The organism is Xanthomonas hortorum pv. cynarae (genome assembly GCF_002939985.1).
Taxonomy (GTDB): domain Bacteria; phylum Pseudomonadota; class Gammaproteobacteria; order Xanthomonadales; family Xanthomonadaceae; genus Xanthomonas; species Xanthomonas hortorum_D.
The window spans coordinates 230429-251740 of the sequence record NZ_MDFM01000002.1 but is presented as its reverse complement, the minus strand read 5'-3'; the positions used below and the strand labels follow the sequence as shown (position 1 = coordinate 251740).

At 63.6% G+C, this 21312-nt stretch carries 14 protein-coding genes and 2 pseudogenes; 7 read left to right on the top strand and 9 right to left on the bottom strand.

Going from position 1 to position 21312, the window contains the following annotated elements:
• Positions 1 to 156: 156 nt before the first annotated feature.
• The 4 genes from XcyCFBP4188_RS02495 to XcyCFBP4188_RS02480 all read left to right on the top strand — a co-directional run bounded on the left by XcyCFBP4188_RS02495 (position 157) and on the right by XcyCFBP4188_RS02480 (position 7677).
• Entirely contained in the window at positions 157 to 2532 is a 2376-nt protein-coding gene (locus XcyCFBP4188_RS02495) for a TonB-dependent receptor (protein ID WP_043908411.1), read from the top strand.
• A gap of 841 nt (positions 2533 to 3373) precedes the next feature.
• The gene (locus tag XcyCFBP4188_RS02490) at positions 3374 to 5092 is read left to right on the top strand and encodes a S8 family serine peptidase (RefSeq protein ID WP_043908413.1); all 1719 of its coding nucleotides are present in this window, start codon (positions 3374 to 3376) and stop codon (positions 5090 to 5092) included.
• 1 nt (position 5093) lies between these two features.
• A complete protein-coding gene (locus tag XcyCFBP4188_RS02485; protein ID WP_006450159.1) occupies positions 5094 to 5714 on the top strand; it encodes a hypothetical protein in 621 nt (206 codons plus the stop codon).
• A 184-nt stretch (positions 5715 to 5898) separates the two neighbouring features.
• Positions 5899 to 7677: a S8 family peptidase gene (locus tag XcyCFBP4188_RS02480; protein WP_104591560.1), complete on the top strand. Its 1779-nt coding sequence runs from the start codon at positions 5899 to 5901 to the stop codon at positions 7675 to 7677.
• A gap of 178 nt (positions 7678 to 7855) precedes the next feature.
• Here XcyCFBP4188_RS02480 and XcyCFBP4188_RS02475 read toward each other — a convergent pair whose 3' ends face one another.
• Positions 7856 to 8887, bottom strand: a complete 1032-nt coding sequence (locus XcyCFBP4188_RS02475; RefSeq protein WP_006450162.1) for an aldo/keto reductase — start codon at positions 8885 to 8887, stop codon at positions 7856 to 7858.
• A gap of 57 nt (positions 8888 to 8944) precedes the next feature.
• The gene (locus XcyCFBP4188_RS02470) at positions 8945 to 10156 is read right to left on the bottom strand and encodes an MFS transporter (RefSeq protein WP_043908415.1); all 1212 of its coding nucleotides are present in this window, start codon (positions 10154 to 10156) and stop codon (positions 8945 to 8947) included.
• A gap of 100 nt (positions 10157 to 10256) precedes the next feature.
• Between XcyCFBP4188_RS02470 and XcyCFBP4188_RS02465 the strand changes: the two genes are divergently transcribed.
• Together XcyCFBP4188_RS02465 and XcyCFBP4188_RS23315 are read left to right on the top strand one after the other, a co-directional pair.
• A complete protein-coding gene (locus XcyCFBP4188_RS02465) occupies positions 10257 to 11171 on the top strand; it encodes a LysR family transcriptional regulator (protein ID WP_043889317.1) in 915 nt (304 codons plus the stop codon).
• A 335-nt stretch (positions 11172 to 11506) separates the two neighbouring features.
• A pseudogene (locus tag XcyCFBP4188_RS23315) lies at positions 11507 to 11713 on the top strand (hypothetical protein); the annotation flags it as partial.
• Positions 11714 to 11831: 118 nt separating this feature from the next.
• Here XcyCFBP4188_RS23315 and XcyCFBP4188_RS02460 read toward each other — a convergent pair.
• The 3 genes from XcyCFBP4188_RS02460 to XcyCFBP4188_RS02450 all read right to left on the bottom strand — a co-directional run bounded on the left by XcyCFBP4188_RS02460 (position 11832) and on the right by XcyCFBP4188_RS02450 (position 13145).
• Positions 11832 to 12035, bottom strand: coding sequence for a hypothetical protein (locus XcyCFBP4188_RS02460; RefSeq protein ID WP_006450229.1), 204 nt, complete (start codon positions 12033 to 12035; stop codon positions 11832 to 11834).
• Between the two features lie 260 nt (positions 12036 to 12295).
• On the bottom strand, positions 12296 to 12670 hold the full coding sequence (locus XcyCFBP4188_RS02455) for a hypothetical protein (protein WP_006450230.1): 375 nt from the start codon (positions 12668 to 12670) through the stop codon (positions 12296 to 12298).
• Position 12671: 1 nt separating this feature from the next.
• A complete protein-coding gene (locus XcyCFBP4188_RS02450; RefSeq protein ID WP_167393491.1) occupies positions 12672 to 13145 on the bottom strand; it encodes a (R)-mandelonitrile lyase in 474 nt (157 codons plus the stop codon).
• A 188-nt stretch (positions 13146 to 13333) separates the two neighbouring features.
• Between XcyCFBP4188_RS02450 and XcyCFBP4188_RS02445 the strand changes: the two genes are divergently transcribed.
• Complete coding sequence (locus XcyCFBP4188_RS02445) at positions 13334 to 14233, top strand: LysR family transcriptional regulator (protein ID WP_006450232.1); 900 nt, start codon at positions 13334 to 13336, stop codon at positions 14231 to 14233.
• Between the two features lie 516 nt (positions 14234 to 14749).
• On the opposite strand, the gene XcyCFBP4188_RS02440 is transcribed toward XcyCFBP4188_RS02445, so the two are convergent.
• The 4 genes and pseudogenes from XcyCFBP4188_RS02440 to XcyCFBP4188_RS02425 all read right to left on the bottom strand — a co-directional run bounded on the left by XcyCFBP4188_RS02440 (position 14750) and on the right by XcyCFBP4188_RS02425 (position 21309).
• Positions 14750 to 15733, bottom strand: coding sequence for an aldo/keto reductase (locus XcyCFBP4188_RS02440; RefSeq protein ID WP_043909103.1), 984 nt, complete (start codon positions 15731 to 15733; stop codon positions 14750 to 14752).
• 240 nt (positions 15734 to 15973) lie between these two features.
• On the bottom strand, positions 15974 to 16666 hold the full coding sequence (locus XcyCFBP4188_RS02435; RefSeq protein ID WP_006450887.1) for a TetR/AcrR family transcriptional regulator: 693 nt from the start codon (positions 16664 to 16666) through the stop codon (positions 15974 to 15976).
• Positions 16659 to 18164, bottom strand: coding sequence for an efflux transporter outer membrane subunit (locus XcyCFBP4188_RS02430; protein WP_006450886.1), 1506 nt, complete (start codon positions 18162 to 18164; stop codon positions 16659 to 16661). The genes XcyCFBP4188_RS02435 and XcyCFBP4188_RS02430 overlap by 8 nt, the downstream gene beginning before the upstream one ends.
• Before the next feature lies 1 nt (position 18165).
• A pseudogene (locus XcyCFBP4188_RS02425) lies at positions 18166 to 21309 on the bottom strand (efflux RND transporter permease subunit).
• Positions 21310 to 21312: the final 3 nt, after the last annotated feature.

The window sequence follows — 21312 nt, the reverse complement described above, 5'->3', positions numbered from 1 at the left end:
AACAGCTTTTCTGCACAACTCCGTTAGAACAACAACGCGACGTGCGTTACCGCGTTGCGCTACCGGCGCTGTGATGTGCTGCCGGTCACTTTGTTGGCAGGGCGTGCGCGACTGCACGCATCGCTGCCAGTTGCGACGCTTCTAAGGAGAGCTTTCATGTCGTCATCGATGCCCCGCTATGCCTTGTCCCTGGCCATTGGCGCCCTGCTTGCGCCCGCTGTGCATGCGCAAACATCGACAGCAGAACCGCGCACCGACGCCACCACATTGGATGCAGTGATCGTCAGCGGCACGGCGCGCTTCAAGGGCCTGGCCAAGCGCGATGCCAGCTTTTCGATCACCACCGCCAGCGCAGAACAGATTCAGCAGGCGGTGCCGCAGAGCACCGCGGACCTGTTGAAGATCGTGCCGGGCGTGTGGGCCGAGCCCAGCGGCGGTGGCACCGGTGCCAACATCTTCGTGCGCGGCATGCCCTCCGAAGGCGACGCACCGTTCGTGACGATGCAACTGGATGGCTCGCCGTTGTTTCCGCCACCGAGCTTGTCGTTTCTGGAAAACTCCACCTTGTTCCGCGTCGACGACACGGTCGAGCGCATGGAAGTGTTGCGTGGTGGTTCCAGCCCGATTTTCTCCAATGGGCAGCCGGGGCTGACAGTCAATTTCATCCAGAAAAAAGGCCAGGACGAACCCGAAGGCAGCGTGCGCCTGACCGGCGGCAATAACGACCTGCGCCGCATCGATGTATTCAACAGCGGGCCGATGGGCAATGGTTGGTATTACAGCGTGGGCGGTTTTTTCCGAGAGACCGATGGCGTGCGCGACCCGCAGTTCTCCGCCGACAAGGGCGGCCAGTTCAGCGCCACCTTGAGCAAGCGCTGGGACAGCGGCGAAGTGTCGTTGTACGCGCGGCATACCGACGACAACAACGCCTTCTATACCGCCATTCCACTGCTATCGCGCAACAACGGCAACGACCTGTCCAGCTTCCCCGGCTTGAATGCGCAGACCGGCACCCTGCTCGGCCGCGACTTCCGCAATGTCGATCTGCTGGTCGGGCCGAATGGACAGACCATCCGACGCGATCTGGCCGACGGACGTGGCGTCAATATCGATGTGTTCGGCGGCGAATTGAACTGGGAAACCGGCGCCTGGACCATCGCCGATCGCTTCAACGTGATGAGCGGCAGCGCGCCGACCTATGCGCTGTTCACCGGCGACGCACCGCAGCGCCTGAGCGACTTCATCGCCAGCTATGGCATCACCGGCAGCGGCAGTTTCACCAACGGCGGCGGCGCGGTCGACCCGAATCAGCAGGTGCTCGAAGCCGGCTGGTGGTCGGTGGACAAGCGCCTGAATTCGGTCACCAACGACTTGCGCCTGAGCCGCGAACTGTTTGCCGGCAATACGCTCACCGTGGGCGCGTACTACGCCAAGTACTCCTCGGCCGACACCTGGTACCTGGGCAACACCATGTTGCTCACTGCACAGAACAACGCGCGGCGTATCGATCTGGCCTTGGACAATGGGCAACAGGCCACGCGCCAGGGCTTCACCAGCACCGCATTCTTCAACCTGCGCGCGAACTACGACGGCGAGAACATCGCCGCCTTCGTTGCCGACGAATGGGAACTCAACGAGCGCTTGCGCCTGGACCTGGGTGCCCGTTACGAACGCCAGAGCGTGACCGGCGACGTGCACGATACCGCCAGCGTCGATCTGGATGGCAACCCGGCCACGTTGTACGACAACGCCACCTCGCTGGCACTGGCCAGCACCCGCCGCATCGATCAGGACGATGAAGCGTTCTCGTGGACTGCGGGCCTCAACTTCACGCTCGATCAGCACAACAGCCTGTTCGCGCGCGTCAACTCCGGGGTGAAGTTTCCCGGCTTCGACAATCTGCGCGATGGACAGAATCGCGTGCAGGAAGTGGATCAGTACGAACTCGGTCTCAAGTCCGGCGCCAGCAACTACGACCTGTACCTGACCGCGTTCTACAACACCTTCGAGAACTCGCCGTTTCAGGCGTTCCTGGCCGATGGCACCAACTTCACTGCAGTCGGCGATTCGCGCGCCTACGGCATGGAAGTGGAAGCGGCGATCCGCCCGTTCGGCGGTTTCGAGCTGGCCGGTACCGGCGTCTGGCTGGATGCCAAGTACCGGGATTATCAGAACTTCACCGGCAACCAGGTGATGCGCCAGCCCAAGCGCCAGTTCCGCATCACGCCCAGCTATTACTGGATGCTGCCGTTCGGCGATCTCAAGCTGTTTGCCACCTATTCCTACGTGGGCGAGCGCTTTGCGGATCTGGCCAACAGCCAGCGCCTGCCGTCCTACGACATGCTGGATATCGGCGCCAACCTGCATGTGGGCGAGCATTGGGAAGTGACTGCCAGCGGCAGCAACATCACCGACACGCTGGGCCTGACCGAAGGCAATGTGCGCGTGCAGGGCGCGGCAACCGGTGGCGTGTTCATGGGCCGGCCGATTGCCGGGCGGCAGTACCAGATGTCGGTGGCGTATCGCTGGTAATCAACGGATGGCGCCATCCCGAGCAGCAATCCAGGCTGTGGCGCGGTCTGCGGGTGGGCGCACTACGGGCCCTTAAAGTGCGAAGCGGAAACGCAGGCACTGCGCTTGCCTGCGGCTTGCCCGCTTATCAGCCATATCGTCTTTGCGGCCATCCCTGATCGCTGCGGCTGTCACGCCCGGCGCAAAACGCTCGAAATGCGAAGAAAATCCGCGCACCACGATTGTTCTTGCATATCGATATCGTATTAAACAGCGACAATAAACGCGATTTCGCCCCCGAAAACTTCGCATTTGATTCGCGATCCGACATGACTGACATAAAGTGCGCGATCGGTCACGCGCGATGCATTGTTCGCTCGCCTTGCGCGCGAGGGTTTACCCACTTTTAATCAAGGTGCTGCCTGTGCATGCGCACCGCCAGCATCGGCTGCGCAGATGCGCACAGGGGAGCCGATCGACGACCTGTCGCATCCATCCTTCAGTACACGGATGCGCTCTTCACTGCTCTTCCTTTTCAGGACACATGGACATGATGCCTGTTGCTGTCTTCTTGGATTCACCCTCTTCCAGCAAACGCCGCCGGATTTCCTCCGCCCCGGCGCCGCATAGGCGCGGCTGATGTTCCTCACGCGGCAAGCCCCGCAACCGCATGACACCGACACGGGCTCCACCGCCTCGGGCCTGACGGCCACCATCTGCGCGACGGAGCCTCAGCTGACCGATTCCTGAGCGGCCGGACGGGTGTCTGTGCCACTTCAATTGTGCCACCCCTCGACTGGAGTCAATTGGAATGAAATTATTTCGAAGGCGCTACCTCGCGCTATTGATCGGAACTCTCCCCATGCTGGGGACCGCCGCACAGCCGGCAGGCCTTGCACGTGCCGGAGACGCCAAAGGCGACCCATTGCTGCGTTATCAGTGGCACATCTCCAATGAGGGGCAGGCGGTCATTGGCGACCGCCGCCCCGTGTCCGGCGTCGATATGGATGTTGATCTCCTGCATGCGCTGGGCATTCGCGGTCGTGGCGTGCGCGTTGGCGTAGTAGATAACGGCCTGGAGATCGGCCACGAAGATCTGCGCGACAACATCATCCCGGATGGTTCGCACAATTTCGGCAACGGATCGCACGATCCCACACCAAACGACCCGAATTTCGGTCACGGCACCTCGGTCGCGGGCATCATCGCTGCGGTTGGATGGAATGGCCGTGGCGGTCGCGGCGTTGCGCCCGAAGCCTTGCTTGCCGGCTTCGATTTTCTGGGGAGCGACTCGGCCGGCAGCGACGCAGAAGTCCGCTATTCCTGGGGCGATGGTCCCGAAGCACGCACCATCGATATCTTCAACAACAGCTGGGGTTCGGCCCAGGCCAGCTACCCCGACTTTCCGTTGGAAGAGCGTCAGGCCTGGGAAGCGTTGATGCGCTCGACACGCGGCGGGCTGGGTGGCATCTATATCAAGTCAGCCGGCAACAACTTCAGGCGTTTTCGCATCCGCGATGCAGAAGGCAACGTCGTCAATGCTTGCAGCGAACTGTCGCGCACCTTGAATGTCGGCTGCCTGCTCGCCAATGTTGATCCACTCAGCAATCTTCCCGCCACCATCGTGGTCGCCAGCGTGGACGCCACGGGCAAGCGGGCCTCCTACTCGTCATCTGGTTCCGCGTTGTGGATATCCGGTCTGGGCGGAGAGTTTGGATACCAGAGCAGGTTCTATCCCAATGCGGCCCAGGTCTTTGCCCCTGATACCGCGCCCTTCGCTTACGATCCGGCCATCGTCACCACCGATCTCAGCGGCTGCAGCGCTGGCGACAATGTGGACGGCGCTACGGTCGAAAACGCGCTTACTGGCAGCACCTCCAGGATCGACGCATCCTGCAATTACAGCGCGTTGATGAACGGCACATCTGCCGCTGCGCCTACCGTCTCCGGTGTCGCAGCGCTTATTCTCAGTGCCAACCCCAGCCTGACCGCACGCGATGTCAAGTACATCCTGGCCAAGACCGCGCGCCAGATCGATCCCTGGCAGCCTGCTGCGGTCTACCAGGGCAGTGTGATCGACCCGGGTTGGATCACCAATGCAGCCGGGCATCGTTTCAGCAACTGGTATGGCTTTGGCCTGGCCGACGGCGCCGCAGCCGTCTACGAGGCGACCTACTTCAAGCCCCTGCCTCCGGTACGCGATACGCAGTGGGTTGCATCCACCGCTGCTGCAAGCCAGATCGGCGGACCTGCGCGACCAGCCAAGCAACGCATCCGCATCACCCAGGCGATGCAGGTGGAAGGCGTGCAGCTGTCATTGGTCACGTCGCATCGCACGCCGACCAATCTGCGCGTGGTGCTGGAGTCGCCCAGCGGCACGCGGAGCTACGTGGTGACGCCGTTTTCGGTCCTGGATGCCGCCGCGTACGCGGCGACCGGCTTCTACATCGACCTCACTTCCAGCAATGCGTTCCTGGATGAGGGAGCGCAGGGCGTGTGGACACTGGAAGTCACCGACATGAGCGAGCCGACAACCACGGCGGCGTTACAGAACTTCAAACTTCGCATCCTGGGGCACTGACATGAAAACCACGTTTGTTCTTTCGGTAATCCTTGCTTCCTTCGGCGCGTGCGGCATCACGCAGGCCGCGCAGTACATGGACGCTCAGGCACTGCGCGCCGCAGCGACTGGCGAGCGCTTCAAGTCCGGTCCGGACACCTACCGCATGCTGCCGGGAACGGTGGTCTCCGACCCGCTTCCGGCCGAGCTTGCGGATAGCGCCGCAGCACCCGCCGCCAAGACCCGTGCCACTCCCATCGCGGCACGGCCCACGGGAAAGGTTGCCGCGCGGATCGGCCCTTACGCGGTGGTTCTGGACACACCCGCCGGCGCTGCGCGCAGCGCTTCCCCGTCAATCTCCAGTGCAGAGCGGACCATGGCCGCAGCAGTGAACGAACGCAACGGACGCGTGGTGCTGGTGCGGCCGCAGCTGAAACTCATCGGCACCACACCGACTAACGCAGTATTGCTGGCGCGCAACTCGGGCGGCAGCATCGTGTACACGTCGGCAGTGGATGACAGCGCGGTGATTGCCTATTCCTCGGTCGAAAAGGCGCAACAGGCGCTGGCTCGCCTGCAAACCAACAGCGGCGGTGCGCAGCTCTCGCTCGTTGTGGCGCAATCAATCATGCAACCGATGTGACCACACGCTGGTCGCCGGCAGATGCCTGCGGCCAGCGCTGCTTCCTGCACGTGTTCCGCAGTTCGATCTGGCCTGCCGGACAGGCCCAACGCACGTTGTCAGCGGCCGTCGGCAGCAATGAGTAATCAGAACGGATGCACGCGACGTCTCGACTGCATCCCACTTCCGATTGGAGATCATCGCAATGTACCTATTTCGCAAGCAACATCCAGCTCTATCGATCGGCACGACGCTGATCGGTCTTGCCTCTTTTGCTGCACAGGCAGCCATGCCTGGCAATGCATCCAGCAGCGCGGCAGACGATCCACTGCTGCGGTATCAGTGGCACGTCTCGAACCAGGGGCAGGCAGTCATCGGAGACAGCCGTCCGGTTGCAGGCGTGGATATGGATGTGGACATCCTCCACGCGCTAAATATCCGCGGCAAACACGTGCGCATCGGCGTGGTAGATAGCGGTTTGGAGATCAGGCACGAAGACCTGGCGGCGAATGTCATTCCGAACGGCTCGTACAATTTCATGAATGGTTCGAACGATCCCACGCCCTCGGGCCCCGGCTACGATCACGGAACGCAAGTAGCCGGCATCGTCGCTGCAGTCGGTTGGAACGGGCACGGTGGTCGGGGCATTGCACCCGAAGCCTCCCTTGCGGGGTTTGCATTCGGCGAAGCGTCCTCGGTGACAGAGGCGGGCATTCGCTACGCCTGGGGAGATGGTCCACAGTCCAGTGTCATGGACGTGTTCAACTTTTCCTGGGGCAACATCGGCCCGTTTTATCAGGACTTCCCGCTGCAGGACCAGCAATCGTGGGATGCATTGATGCAGTCAACCCGAAGTGGGCGCGGTGCGATCTACGTCAAATCGGCTGGCAACAGTTTTCTCAACTTGCGCGGTCGGGACCAGGAAGGAAATGTTGTCGATGCTTGCGGCGACGCTGCGCGCGCGAACGGTGTCGGCTGCGGCCTGGCCAATCAAGACACCTTCAATAATCTGTTCGGCACGATCGCAGTCGCAAGCGTGGACGCGGCGGGCAAACGCGCCGCGTATTCTTCGCCTGGATCGGCGTTATGGGTTTCCGGACTTGGCGGGTTGATCGGATACCAGCGCGCGTTCTATCCCAACGCAGCCGAAGAGTTGGGAGCCGCTATGGCACCCTTTGTTTACGACCCCGCCATTGTCACGACCGATCTGAGCGGATGCGCTGCGGGATCGAACTTGGATCATGGCGGCCCGGCCGAAAACGCGCTGGATACCAGCGCCTCAAAGATCGACCCCTCGTGTAATTACACCGCTACGTTCAACGGCACCTCGGCCGCCGCACCCACCGTGGCAGGGGTTGCCGCACTCATGCTGGGGGTCAACCCAAACTTGAGCGCGCGTGACGTGAAGTACATTCTGGCCACCACCGCGCGCCAGATCGATCCGTCGCAGCCCCGCGCGGTGTATCAGGGCAGCGTGATCGATCCGGGCTGGATCACCAATGCGGCCGGGCATCGCTTCAGCAACTGGTATGGTTTCGGCCTGGCCGATGGCGCGGCAGCCGTCTACGAGGCGACCTACTTCAAGCCCCTGCCGCCTTTACGCGAGACGCAGTGGGTGGCATGCACCGCTGCAGCCAGCCAGATCGGCGGCCCAGCGCAACCAGCCAGGCAGCACATTCGTATCACCCAGGCAATGAAGGTGGAAGGCGTGCAACTGTCGCTTGCCACGTCGCATCGCGCTCCCACCAACCTGCGCGTGGTGCTGGAGTCTCCCGGTGGCACACGCAGCTACGTGCTGACACCGTTTTCTGCGCTGGATGCCGAGACGTATGCAAAAACCGGTTTCTATATCGACCTGACCTCCAGCAATGCGTTTCTGGATGAGAAGTCTCAAGGCGTATGGACCCTGGAGGTCACCGACATGAGCGCGCCGCAGAGCACGGCCGTGCTCGAGAATTTCAAGCTTCGCATCTTGGGACACTGATACGAGACGGTTCTTGGCGTTGGTTGCGTGCCTGCCTGCAAGGCACCAACGGTGTGGTGGGCATCATCCTGCTGCCGAAGGTGATTCCAAGCAGGATACCGCCGTGGTGACGTCTGCTCGTTGAGGCAGGTGCGCTGCGGTATGGCAGTGGCAGCCCGCCTTGAGCAGTCAGCCTTGTCTAAACCGGTAGCGGGCTGCGTTCGGCAAAGTGCCCGCGCCAATAGGGGTAGTACGGATACGGCGGCTCCACCGCACTCACCGCATCCAGGCGCGCACGCTGCTCCGGTGTCAGCGACCAACCGACCGCGCCCAGGTTCTGGCGCAGCTGCGCCTCGTCGCGCGCACCGATCAGCACCGTGCTCACGGTCGGCCGTTGCAGCAGCCAGTTGATGGCAAGTTGCGGCACGCTGCGGCCGGTTTCTTCGGCAATGGCGTCGAGCACATCGACGATATCGAACAGGCATTCGTCGCTGATCGCCGGGCCAGCGGCGGCAGTGGCATGCAAGCGGCTGTGTTCCGGTAGCGGTTGGCCGCGGCGCAGTTTGCCGGTCAGCCGGCCCCAGCCCAGCGGGCTCCACACCACCGCGCCCACGCCTTGATCGATGCCCAGCGGCATCAGCTCCCATTCGTAATCGCGACCGGCCAGCGAATAATAGGTCTGATTGGCGACGAAGCGGTTCCAGCCCTGCGCATCGGCCACCGCCAACGACTTCATCAGCTGCCAGCCGGCATAGTTGGACGCGCCCAGATAACGCACCTTGCCGGCGCGCACCAGCGCATCGAGCGTGGACAGGGTCTCTTCCATCGGCGTCATCGCATCGAAGGCATGCAGCTGCAGCAGGTCGATATAGTCGGTGCGCAGGCGTCGCAATGAAGCATCCACTGCACGCAACAACCGGAAGCGCGAAGCGCCTGCATCGTTGGGCCCATCGCCCAACCGCAAGCCGGTCTTGGTGGAGATGATCACCCGATCGCGGCGGCCCTGCAGTGCCTGACCGAGGATGTCCTCAGAAGCACCATCGGAATACACATCGGCGGTGTCGAACAGGTTCAGGCCTGCCTCCAGACACAGATCGATCATGCGCCGTGCCTGCGCCACATCGGTGTCGCCCCATGCGGAAAACAGCGGCCCCTTGCCGCCGAACGTGCCGGCACCCAGGCCAAGCACCGGCACCTTGAAACCGGAACGACCGAGAAAACGTGTGTCCATTACATGCTCCTGGAAATCGAAGAAACGCGCGCAGTGCCGGTCGATCGAAGGAGCGAATCAACCCGCCTGCACGCATGCGGCTGGCGCGTTCGCCCCGCGACGCTGCAGATGCACGCTCCACAACGCGATGCCCAGGCCCACGGCGGTGAGCAATGCGGCAACCCACGGCGTCGCCACCAATCCAGCGCGCGTAGCGATGACCAGCCCGCCCAGCCAAGCACCCAGTGCATTGCCCAGATTGAACGCGGCGATATTGAGGCTGGAGGCCAGGTTCTGGCCGGCGCCGCGTGCATGCTCCAGCACGCGCAACTGCAGCGGCGCCACGGTGGCGAACGCGGCCACGCCCAACAGGCCGACGAACATCACCATGGCGATCTTGCTATGCAGGAAAAAGCCCATCGCACCGAGTACCACCACCAAGGCAGCCAAGCTGCCCAGCAGGGTCGCGGTGGGGCGCCGATCGGCCAGGCGACCGCCCAGCAGATTGCCGACGATCATGCCCATGCCGAACACCAACAACACCGGCGACACCGCCGCCTGCGCAAAGCCGGTGACATCCACCAGCAGTGGCTGGATATAGGTAAACACCGCAAACACACCGGCATAGCCGATCACCGTCATCGCCAATGCCAGCAGCACCTGACCGCGTGCCAGCACCGCCACTTCCTGCCGCCACGGAACCGGCACGGCAGCGCCAGCAGCCGCCGGCACCCATAGCGCCACCGCAGCCGTGGCCAACACGCCGATCACCGTCACTGCCCAAAACGTCGCGCGCCAGCCCAACTGCAGGCCCAGCCACGCGCCGGCCGGCACGCCCAGCAAGGTGGCGACGGTGAGACCGGCAAACATCAGCGAAATCGCCGAGGCGCGTCGGTCGGCCGGCACCAGCGAGGTCGCCACCACCGCGCCCACGCCGAAGAAGGTGCCGTGGGCGAGCGAGGTCAGCACGCGCGCGGCCATCAGACTGGCGTAATCGGGCGCCAGCGCGCAGGCCACGTTGCCCAGGGTGAAAATCGCCATCAGCCCGACCAGCACCGCCTTGCGCGGCAGCCGCGCACTGGCCAGGGTCAGCACCGGCGCGCCGACGAACACGCCCAGCGCGTAGCCGCTGATCAACAGGCCGGCGGCGGTCAGCGACACATTCAGATCAGTGGCCACCTGCTGCAGCAAGCCCATGATCACGAACTCGGTGGTGCCGATGCCGAACGCACCGATGGTCAGCGCGAGCAACGCCGGAGGAAAACGGGAAGAACGCACGGAAGCGGACATGAGGGTGGGCCGAGGAGAACTGCGCACAGCCTGCGCCGCTGCGTCTTTCGTAAAAACCCCTAGTATCCTGATTCACTATCAACGCAGCATTGAGAATCGTATGGACCGTCTCGGCGACATCGCCCTGTTCCTGCGCGTGCTCGACGCCGGCTCGATCACCGCCGGCGCGCGAAGCCTGGATCTGTCCGTGGCCGTGGCCAGCCAACGCCTCAAACGGCTCGAACGCGATCTGGGCGTGCGCCTGCTACACCGGACCACGCGCCGCCTGCACCCCACCGCAGAAGGCCAGCAACTTGCCGAACGCGGCCGTGTGCTGGTGGAAGATCTGGATGCGCTGGCCGACGATCTGCGCGAAAGTGCGCACGATGTCGGCGGCACCTTGCGGGTGACGCTGTCGGCCTCGTTCGGGCGGCAATACGTCTCGCCGTTGCTGCCGGAGTTCCAGGCCCGCCATCCACGGGTGCGCATCAGTGCGCACCTGAGCGACGATCTGGTGGATCTGGTCAAGCAAGGCTTCGATCTGGCGATCCGCATCGGTACGCTGGACGACTCCGGGCTGGTGGCGCGGCGCATCGCCGACAACCGCCGCACCCTGGCCGCCTCGCCCGACTATCTGCGCCGCCACGGTACCCCGCGCACACCGGACGATCTCGCCGGGCATGCCGGCGTGCTGTTGATGGGCCGCGACGGCCGCCAGGACGTCTGGACGCTGCAGACGCCCGAAGGCGGTCTGGTGCGGGTGCGCATGCAGAGCCGCTTCGAGAGCAACTTCGGCGAGCTGATCCGCGATGCGGTGCTCGCCGGCCAGGGCATCGCGCTGCATTCTTACTGGCATATCGCCGATGAGCTGCGCGCCGGCAGCCTGGTCGCAGTGATGCCGGATTACCCACCGCCCACCTCGCAGATCAGCGCGGTGATGCCGGCACGCCAGCTGCAACCGCCGCGCGTGCGCGCGTTCGTGGAGTTTCTGCTGGAGCGCCTGGGTGAGGTGCCGCCGTGGGAGACAGGTGGTTGAACGCGAGCGCCGTGGCCGCCTGGCCAATGCTGGCTGCGTGCGGATCGATGTGTTCTGGCAGGGCCGGATGCATTCCAACAATCGCAGCCTTGCGCTCGCCTTGGGAGGTGATCGAACGGTGTGGATTGGTTGGTTGTAGAGCGGATGATTTGCGGGTTTGCTGCAGGGCCCTTGCCCGCCCACCATCGCGGGACACGCCGCAAGTACATTCTTGTACGGCATCAATGCCGCATGATGATCTGTGGCCTGGCTGCAGGGCCCTTGCCCGCCCACCCTCGCGGGACACGCCGCAAGTACGTCCATGTAGGCTCTTACGCGGCATCCATGCCGCGTAAGGTCCCGCGACGGTGGGCGGGCAAGGACCAGTCGAGATGGTCGGTGTGCATGTTTTTCAAGCGGCAGCAAACTGTCTGGTGCGGTGTCCTCGCCGATTGCGGGACCGTGTGGCGGCATGGATGCCGCCACCGAGCCTACAGGGACGTACTTGCGGCGTGTCCCGCGAGCGGCGAGGACACCGCGCACTCGACCAACCAAGCTTTTGATCGCAGCTAAAACGGCGCCACGACTCAAAATCTGTGTACTTCACTCGTCAACGAAGGCGAGTGTGGAAAGCAGTGTGCGGCCATCGATGCAGCGCTCCAGAGGCCTGACTGGCCGCTCTTAGCGCCCGGCACGCAACAGGCGCTTGTGCAAACCGCGCCGCTGCGCGTCGCTGAGCAGATGCCCATGGGTGGTCAACAATCCCAGGATCTGCTGATGCGCCTGCTCGGTGCGCCGGGCCAGCTCAGCGCTGGCTGCAGCTTCGATCGCCTTCCAGTCGGCTGGACTCGTTGGCGCGGGGATGGTCGAACGTTGTGCGGGCATGGGCGACACGATCACGGAAACAGGTGCTCATGATACGGCGAGTGCGTGAGCGCTCTATCAGCGCCGGCGGCCCTGCCCTTCAGCGGCGCGCACACTCGGGCTCGGACAGCATGTGTGGGGCACGCCAACTGAAAGGATGCCGCGTTGCGGCTCGCGAGGTCTGCTCGATCGACCACGCCAGAGCGATATGCTTGCGCCGCTTGCAGTGTGCGAACTGCTGTACCACCTGAAGGCCGATGCACTTGTGGGTCAGATGGCCATCACCGAGGTGGCGCCGGTTCACCGGTAGAGAGGAAGCAATCGAGCGTGTGTTCCAGCTCCGCGAAGGTGCACACCGTGCTGGACGCTACCGTTGCACTGCGATCGCGACAATTGAGCATCGCCACCACCTGCGCCGGTCGGTGATCACCCGGATACTTCCGTAGCGTGAGCTCGACTGCAACACCGCTGTGCCAGTGCGCCGTCTCCAACGACCAGCACGGATTGTCGAACCTCAGCAGCACCGTGCCAGCGCGCACATCGACGATCTGCGGGGTTTCCACCCACAGCGACATCCGCGCTTCCCATGCAGTGACCTCGATGCGGTAGCTGCCCAACGGCGATTGCCGCCAGGCCGTGGCATCGCCGACCGTCACCTCATTGTGCCGCGTACTGCGCGTCGCTGACCTGTTCCAGCCAGGTCACCGGCGAGCCGTCCTGTGCCTCGGCGATGGCGATATGCGACATCGCCACCGTCGCGTTGGCGCCGTGCCAGTGCTTGACGCCCGGCGGAATCCACACGATGTCGCCGGGGCGGATCTCCTGCGCCGGCTTGCCCCACTCCTGCACACGCCCGGCACCGGCGGTGACGATCAGCGTCTGGCCCAACGGATGGGTGTGCCAGGCAGTACGCGCGCCCGGCTCGAAGGTCACCGTGGCACCGCCCACCCGCGCCGGCGCGTCGGTCTGGAATGGCGCATCGATACGCACCTTGCCGGTGAAATACTCGGCCGGGCCGACTGCAGAGGCCACGCCACCGGCCTTGCTCACCCTGATTGCTTGTTGCTCTTCGCCGCCGGGCACGGCAGCGGCCATCATCGACAGCGACATCGCAGTTGCGAACAGATTCATTGCAGTACTCCTTGATCCAGTGCTTGAACTGTAGCGCGCATGCGTACACCGACTACTCACCCGATTGCGCATGCACCTAGAAACACAGCGCATCAATGCGGGCAATGCACTCGGATTTGGAGCCATCACGTACCATCACGCATGATGCAGCCGCATGAATGGCATGCCTGACGCCGGCATTCGCATCGATGGCGCGTGAAAATCTCAACGATCTGCAGGTCTTCGTCACCGTGGCACGCGAAGGCAGCTTCACCCGTGCCGCCGCGCAACTGGGCGTCTCGCAGTCGGCATTGAGCCATACCGTGCGCGCCTTGGAAACGCGGCTTGGCATTCGTCTATTGACCCGCACCACACGCAGCGTGTCGATGACCGAAGCCGGTGCGCGTCTATTCGAGACCGTGGCACCGCGCCTGGAAGAAATCGACGACGAACTCTCGGCGCTCACCGAATTTCGCGACAAACCGGCCGGCACCATCCGCATCACCACCGCCGGCCATGCCGCCGATGCCTACATCTGGCCGGCGCTATCGAAGGTGTTGCCCGATTATCCGGACCTCAAGATCGAGGTCACCGTCGATTACGGCCTGGCCGATATCGTCGCCGAGCGCTACGACATCGGCATCCGGCTCGGCGACCAGGTGGCCAAGGACATGATCGCGGTGCCGATCAGCCCGATGCAGCGCATGGCGGTGGTCGCGGTGCCGAGCTACTTCGTGCATCACACCATCCCGGCGGTACCGGCCGACCTGGCGCAGCACAACTGCATCGGTTTGCGCCTGCCCACGCACGGTGGCCTGCTGCCCTGGGATTTCGAAAAGGACGGCCGCGAAGTCAAGGTGCGGGTGGACGGGCAATGGACCTTCAACGGCAGCAGCGCGATCCTGCGCGCCGCATTGGCTGGCGGTGGACTGGCGTTTCTGCCGGAAACCATGGTGCTGGAACATATCGCCGCCGGCCGGCTGCGCCGCGTGCTGGACGACTGGTGCGACCCGTTCGACGGCTATTACGCCTATTACCCCAGCCGCCGCCAATCCTCCAGCGCACTCAAGGTGGTGATCGATGCGCTGCGGCACGATCTGGTGCGTTGATGCGGGCGTATGGGGCGCCATGGGTGCCGCCCTGGAGACAATGACGTACTTACAGCGTGTCCTACGATGGTGCGCAGGCATGACTCTGCAGCCACGCCGCAGATCAGCCGCTCTACACCTGATTTATCCGCACTGCTCAATCACTCCAAGACAACCGAGACTTCGCGTCGTCGCGTCGTTTGGATGTAGCCGAATACTCAACAGCCTGGTTAGTCGAGCGCGCGGTGCCCTCGCCGCTCGCGGGACACGCCGTAAACCCATCCCTGGAGGCTCGGTGGCGGCATCCATGCCGCCACACGGTCCCGCAAGCGGCGAGGACACCGCACCAGAGAGTTTCCTGGCTGCTTTGTTGAAAGCCATGCACCGACCAACTCGATTGGTCCTTGCCCGCCCACCGTCGCGGGACCTTACGCGGCATGGATGCCGCGTAAGAGCCTACACGGACGTACTTGCGGCGTGTCCCGCGATGGTGGGCGGGCAAGGACCCTGCAGCCAAGAAGCAGATCAGCCGCTCAACTATTTACCAACCAGTTTCTGCCGCTCGGGGCTGTACCGCTCCCCGACAATCGCCACGGCATCCAGCGCCTGCTGGATCCGCGCAAGATCGTCGCTATTCAAGGACACTGCAGCGCCGCCCAGATTTTCTTCGAGTCGATGCAGCTTGGTGGTGCCGGGAATCGGCACGATCCACGGCTTGCGCGACAGCAACCACGCCAATGCGACCTGTGCCGGCGTTGCATCTTTGTCTGCAGCGATGGCCTGGATGCGCTCGACCAGCGCCTGATTGGCCTGCCGCGCTTCGGCTGCAAAGCGCGGTACCTGATTGCGGAAATCGTCGTCGGAAAATTGCGTCTCGGCGTTGATGGCGCCAGTCAAAAATCCCTTGCCAAGTGGGCTGAACGGCACAAACCCGATGCCGAGTTCTTCCAGCGTCGGCAGCACGCTGGTCTCCGGCTCGCGCCACCACAGCGAGTATTCGCTTTGCAACGCGGTCACCGGTTGCACCGCGTGCGCGCGACGAATGGTGTCTGCACCGGCTTCGGAGAGGCCGAAGTGTTTGACCTTGCCTTCGGCGATCAACTCCTTGACGGTCCCGGCGACCTCTTCGATCGGCACCGCCGGGTCCACGCGATGTTGATAGAACAGGTCGATGCGATCGGTCTTCAACCGTGCAAGGCTGGCCTCGGCCACTGCGCGGATACGTTCGGGGCGGCTGTCGAGACCGGCATCGGCATGTCCGTTCTTGAAACCGAACTTGGTCGCAATCACCACCTTGTCGCGATGCGCGGCCAATGCATCGCCCAACAGTTCCTCGTTGACGAAGGGCCCGTAGGCTTCGGCAGTGTCGAAGAAGGTCACGCCCTGCTCCACCGCCGCATGCAGCAGCGCAATGGCGTCCTTGCGCGCGGTCGCCGGCCCGTAGCCGTAGCTCAGGCCCATGCAACCCAGGCCCAATGCGGACACCTGTAGCCCGCTATTTCCCAACTGTCGTGTTTGCATCGTTTACTCCCGCGGCACACGGCCGCATTGGATGAGTCGGCCGCAGACGGCAACACCGCTGCAGCACCGATGCCACACCATAATCCTGCGCCACGCGCACATTGCACAGCGGCTGGCGCTAACGGTTATGAGCGCGCTTCATCAACGCAGTGGTCGGCATGCGTGTCATGAAGCGAGTGATGGGCGCATACAAACGCGACAGACACGGGCAAACAACCCGCAAGCGCGGTTCCAGCGCACCTAGAACCCGCTCGGCACTTCGCGCTTGGTTGTGCCCACCGTGCGCGCAACATCCGGCCGATACGCACGCAAGAACAGCGCGACCGCACCGCTCACATAGCGCTCCTGCTGCACAAAATCCGCATCCACGCCATCGCCACGCATCGCCGCATTTGCAGGCAAGCCGGTCATCAAGCCGAAGAAATGCACCGAGGCATCGGGCAGATTGTCGATGACCAAGCTGCCCCGCTCCACTTCGCGCGCCAGCAGCGCGCGCATCATGTTGTCGTAGCGCTCGAAGGACAGCGTCCACATCTCTTCGCGCATCTGGCTGGGCAACAACGGCGGTCGCACCAGGCCATACGCCGCATTGTCCAGCGCGCCGCTGGTGGAGATCCTCAGCAGCGCCTTGGCGACCGCCGCCAGGCACTGCTCCAACGGCGCCTGCATCTCCAATAACGCGTCCCATCGGTTGGGCGATGCATGCGCCAGCGCTTCCAGCGTAGTGCGGAACAGCACCTCCTTGGACGCGAAATACGCATACACCGTGGCCTTGGACACCATCGCACGCTCGGCGATGGTGTCCATGCTGGTCTTGTCGAAGCCTAGCTGCGGAAACAGCTGCCGCGCCGCCGCCAGAATCGCGCCACGTTTGTCGTGTGGCGCGCGCCTGGGCGGGCGGGCAGGCGCGGCATCAACGTCCGCCTCAGCCATTGGGCTGACCTGTCGCGGTGGTGGCCACATTGGGCTCGGCCGATTGCAGCCAGCCGCCGCCCATCGCCTTGTAGAACGTCGCCAGATTGGTGAAGCGCGACAGCTGCGTGGCGATCAGCGTCTGCTGCGCGCTGTACAGCGAACGCTGCGCATCCAGCGCCTGCAGATAGCTGTCCACGCCGCGTTCGAAGCGCGCCTGCGACAGCCGGTAGCTGTCGGCGGTGGCATCCACCAGCGCCTGTTGCGCCTGCAATTGCCGGCCCAGGGTCTCGCGCTGCGCCAGCGCATCGGACACTTCGCGGAACGCGCTCTGGATCGCCTTTTCGTATTGCGCCACTTCGATAGCGCGATTGGCCTTGGCCATGTCCAGATTGGCGCGGTTACGCCCGGCGTTGAAGATCGGCAACGTCAGCGTAGGCACGAAACTCCAGGCGCGGGTGCCGGAATCGAACAGGTTGGACAGACTGCTGGTGGACGAGCCCTGCGATGCGGTCAGGCTGATGCTGGGAAAGAACGCTGCGCGCGCCGCACCGATATTGGCATTGGCCGCACGCAAGTTGCGCTCGGCTTCCAGAATGTCCGGGCGGCGTTGCAGCAACTGCGACGGCAATCCGGCCGGCACGCCGGCCAGCACATTGCCGTCCACGCTGGCGCCATCGGGCAAGGCACGCGGCAACAGGTCCACCGGCACCTGCGTGCCCACCAGCAACACCAGGGCATTGCGATCCTGCGCCACCTGCGCGGTGTAGCGCTCCACATCCACCCGTGCGGTTTCCACCGTGGTCTGCGCCTGGCGCAAGGTGAGCTGCGAGGCAACGCCCAACTCGAAACTGCGTTGCTGCAGGCGATAACTATCGCTCTGGCTGCTCAAGGTGGACTGCGCCAGCTGCAGCAACTGCTGATCCGCCGCCAGCGTCAGATAGGCAGTGGCCACTTCGGCCACCAGGCTGATGTGCGTGCTGCGGCGGGCCTCGGCGGTGGACAGAAACTGCTGCAGTGCCTGTTCCTTCAGGCTGCGCACACGCCCGAACAGATCCAGCTCGTAGGCACTGATGCCGATGTTGGCGCTGTAGGTGCGAAACACCTGCGGCTGGCCCGGAATGGCCAGCTCCGACGGTGTGCGCGCGTTGTTGGAAGTGCCGGTGCCCTGCACCGAAGGCAGTAGCGCAGCGCGCTCCACCCGGTACTGCGCACGTGCTACTTCGATGTTGAGCGCGGCCACGCGCAGATCGCGATTGTTCTCCAACGCCAACGCGATCACCTGCTGTAGCGCGGGGTCGGTGAACACCTGCCGCCAGCCGATGTTGGCAATGTCCGTCGCCTCGTCGGTGCCGGTATTGGCGACGACTTCGGTGGCGTTCGAAGCAACCGTGATATCGGTGCCGGCAAAGCGATCCGGCACCGGCGCGTCGGGCCGGGCATAGCGCGGCATCAGCGTGCAACCGGACAGCACGCTGGCCACCGCGATCGCGGTCAATGTCATGCGAATCGGGGTCATCTCAGTGTCCTGTCGGTTGCGGGGCGGGTGAAGTGGGCTGTGGTCGGCCCTTGAACAAGCCCATCACCAACACGAAGAACAACGGCACGAACAAGATCGCCAAAATCGTGCCGGACAACATGCCGCCGATCACTGCGGTACCCAACGCATGCTGTGCGCCTGCACCGGCACCACTGCCGAGCACCAACGGCACCACGCCCAGGATGAAGGCCAGCGATGTCATCAAGATTGGCCGCAAGCGCATGCGTGCCGCTTCCAATGCCGAGTCGATCAGACTCTTGCCGCTTTCATGCAGCTCCTTGGCGAACTCCACGATCAGGATCGCGTTTTTCGATGCAAGACCAATCGTGGTGAGCAGGCCCACCTGGAAGTACACATCGTTCATTTTCCAGGTCAGCATCGCGCCCAGCAGCGTGCCGAACACACCCAGCGGCACTACCAGAATCACCGAGAACGGAATCGCCCAGCTTTCGTACAACGCGGCCAGACACAGGAACACGATCAGGATCGACAACCCGTACAACAGGCCGGTCTGGCCGGTCGAGGATTTTTCCTGCCGCGACAACCCGGTCCACTCGAAGCCGATGCCCGGCGGTAATTTGGCCGCCGCCGCTTCCACAATCTGCATCGCCTCACCACTGGATGCCGCGCCGGGCAGCGCCATGCCCAGGATTTCCACCGACGGCACGCTGTTGTAACGCTCCAACCGCGGCGAGCCCGATTGCCAGCTGGCGGTGGCGAAGGCGTTGAACGGCACCATGATGCCGGCGCTGTTGCGCACGAACCAGCGGTCGATGTCCTGCGGATTCATGCGGTACACCGCATCGGCCTGCAGCATCACCTTCTTGACCCGCCCCTTGTCGATGAAGTCGTTGACGTAGGTACTGCCCCACGCGCTGGAGAAGGTGTTGTTGATGTCGGCGATCGACACGCCCATGGCCTGCGCCTTGTGCGAATCGATCTCCAGCTTGAACTCGGGCGTGTCTTCCTGCCCGTTCGGGCGTACCGCCACCAGGCGCTTGTCCTGCGACAGCTCGCCCAACAATTGATTGCGCGCCTGCATCAAGGCTTCATGACCGAGGTTGGCGCGGTCCTGCAGCATCAGGTCGAAACCGGTGGCATTGCCCAACTCGGACACCGCCGGCGGTGCGAACGCGAACACCCTGGCATCGCGGATGCCGGCGAAGAAGGCACCGGCCTTGGCCGCAACATCGGTGACGCTCTGCCCCTTGCCGGTGCGCTCGTCCCACGGCCGCAGCTTGACGAACGCCAGGCCGGTATTCTGGCCGCTACCGGCAAAACTGAACCCGGACACGGCAAACACGCCAGCGACCGAATCCTTCTGGTCCACCAGAAAGTGATGCTCCACCTGCTTGAGCACCTCACCGGTGCGCGCATCGGTGGCACCGGGCGGCAACTGCACCAGCACGAACAGCGTGCCCTGGTCTTCGTCCGGCAAAAACCCCACCGGCAATTTCATGAAGCCGAATACCACCAACGCCAGCAACGCGGCATAGGCAAGCATGTACCCCCAGCCCTTGCCCAGCATGTGCCGCACCACGCCCTGGTAGCGGTTGTTGCCGCGATCGAACACGCGGTTGAACCAGCCGAAGAAACCGGTGGTGGCCAGGCCATGGCCTTTTTCCACCGGCTTGAGCAAGGTCGCGCACAAGGCCGGAGTCAGGATCATCGCCACCAGCACCGACAAGGTCATGGCAGACACAATCGTGATCGAGAACTGCCGATAGATCACACCGGTGGAGCCACCGAAGAACGCCATCGGCACGAACACCGCCGCCAGCACCAACGCCACGCCCACCAGCGCACCAGAGATCTGGTCCATCGATTTACGCGTGGCTTCCTTGGGCGACAGGTGTTCTTCGCCCATCACACGCTCGACGTTTTCCACCACCACGATCGCATCGTCCACCAGCAAACCGATCGCCAGCACCATCGCGAACATGGTCAGCGTATTGAGGGTGAAACCGAACACCGCCAGCACCCCGAACGTGCCCAGCAACACCACCGGCACCGCAATGGTGGGGATCAAGGTCGCGCGGAAGTTCTGCAGAAACAGATACATCACCAGAAACACCAGCACCACCGCTTCGATCAGCGTGTGCACCACCTGCTCGATGGAGATCCGCACGAACGGGGTGGTGTCGTACGGCTTTTGCACCTTCATGCCGGGCGGGAAGAACTTCTCCTGCTCTTCCAGGCTTTTGTCGATGGCGCGCACGGTATCCAGTGCGTTCGCACCGGTGGCCAGCTTGATCGCCAGACCGGCCGCCGGCTTGCCGTTGTAGCGGCCCACCGTGTTGTAACTCTCGCTACCCAGTTCGATGCGCGCCACATCGCGCAACCGCACCTGCGCGCCATCGGACTGCGTGCGCAGCAGGATGTTTTCGAACTGCTCGGCCGTCTTGAGCCGGGTTTGCGCAGTGATGGTGGCATTGAGTTGCTGATTGGCCACCGCCGGCAACGCACCCAGCTGGCCCGCCGAGACCTGCGCGTTCTGCGCCTGGATCGCGGTGCGGACATCCACCGGGGTCAGGCTGAAATTATTCAACTTGTTGGGGTCCATTCACACCCGCATGGCGTACTGCGAGCCGAACAAGGTGGTGTCGCCCACGCCTTCGACGCGGCTGATGGTTTCCTGCACGTTGGCCGCCACGTAATCGGACAGGTCCGAATCGCTCATGCTGCCGTCTTCGGAAGTGAAGGCCAGCACGTTGAGGAAGTTGGTGGCCGACTTGGTCACCGTCACGCCCTGCTGCTGCACTTCCTGCGGCAACAACGGGGTGGCCAGCGACAACTTGTTCTGCACCTGCACCTGCGCGGTGTCCGGATCGGTGCCGTTGTCGAAGGTCAGCGTGATGGTCACCGCACCGCTGGATTCGCTGGTGGAGGCCATGTAGCTGAGGTGGTCCAGCCCCTTCATCTTCTGCTCGATGACCTGGGTGACGGTGTCTTCCAGGGTCTGCGCCGAAGCGCCCGGGTAGTTGGCGGTGATGGCGACGGCGGGCGGTGCGATGCTGGGGTACTGCGCAATCGGCAAGGTGGCGATGGACAGGATGCCGGCCAGCATCACGATGATGGCCAACACCCAGGCGAAGATCGGACGATCGATAAAGAAGCGTGCCATGAC

Bases quoted from the DNA above. Each gene is read 5' to 3' on its own strand.
- XcyCFBP4188_RS02495 (WP_043908411.1), top strand. From the start codon at position 157: ATGTCGTCATCGATGCCCCGCTATGCCTTGTCCCTGGCCATTGGCGCC.
- XcyCFBP4188_RS02490 (WP_043908413.1), top strand. From the start codon at position 3,374: ATGCTGGGGACCGCCGCACAGCCGGCAGGCCTTGCACGTGCCGGAGAC.
- XcyCFBP4188_RS02485 (WP_006450159.1), top strand. From the start codon at position 5,094: ATGAAAACCACGTTTGTTCTTTCGGTAATCCTTGCTTCCTTCGGCGCG.
- XcyCFBP4188_RS02480 (WP_104591560.1), top strand. From the start codon at position 5,899: ATGTACCTATTTCGCAAGCAACATCCAGCTCTATCGATCGGCACGACG.
- XcyCFBP4188_RS02475 (WP_006450162.1), bottom strand. From the start codon at position 8,887: ATGGACACACGTTTTCTCGGTCGTTCCGGTTTCAAGGTGCCGGTGCTT.
- XcyCFBP4188_RS02470 (WP_043908415.1), bottom strand. From the start codon at position 10,156: ATGTCCGCTTCCGTGCGTTCTTCCCGTTTTCCTCCGGCGTTGCTCGCG.
- XcyCFBP4188_RS02465 (WP_043889317.1), top strand. From the start codon at position 10,257: ATGGACCGTCTCGGCGACATCGCCCTGTTCCTGCGCGTGCTCGACGCC.
- XcyCFBP4188_RS02460 (WP_006450229.1), bottom strand. From the start codon at position 12,035: ATGCCCGCACAACGTTCGACCATCCCCGCGCCAACGAGTCCAGCCGAC.
- XcyCFBP4188_RS02450 (WP_167393491.1), bottom strand. From the start codon at position 13,145: ATGAATCTGTTCGCAACTGCGATGTCGCTGTCGATGATGGCCGCTGCC.
- XcyCFBP4188_RS02445 (WP_006450232.1), top strand. From the start codon at position 13,334: ATGGCGCGTGAAAATCTCAACGATCTGCAGGTCTTCGTCACCGTGGCA.
- XcyCFBP4188_RS02440 (WP_043909103.1), bottom strand. From the start codon at position 15,733: ATGCAAACACGACAGTTGGGAAATAGCGGGCTACAGGTGTCCGCATTG.
- XcyCFBP4188_RS02435 (WP_006450887.1), bottom strand. From the start codon at position 16,666: ATGGCTGAGGCGGACGTTGATGCCGCGCCTGCCCGCCCGCCCAGGCGC.
- XcyCFBP4188_RS02430 (WP_006450886.1), bottom strand. From the start codon at position 18,164: ATGACCCCGATTCGCATGACATTGACCGCGATCGCGGTGGCCAGCGTG.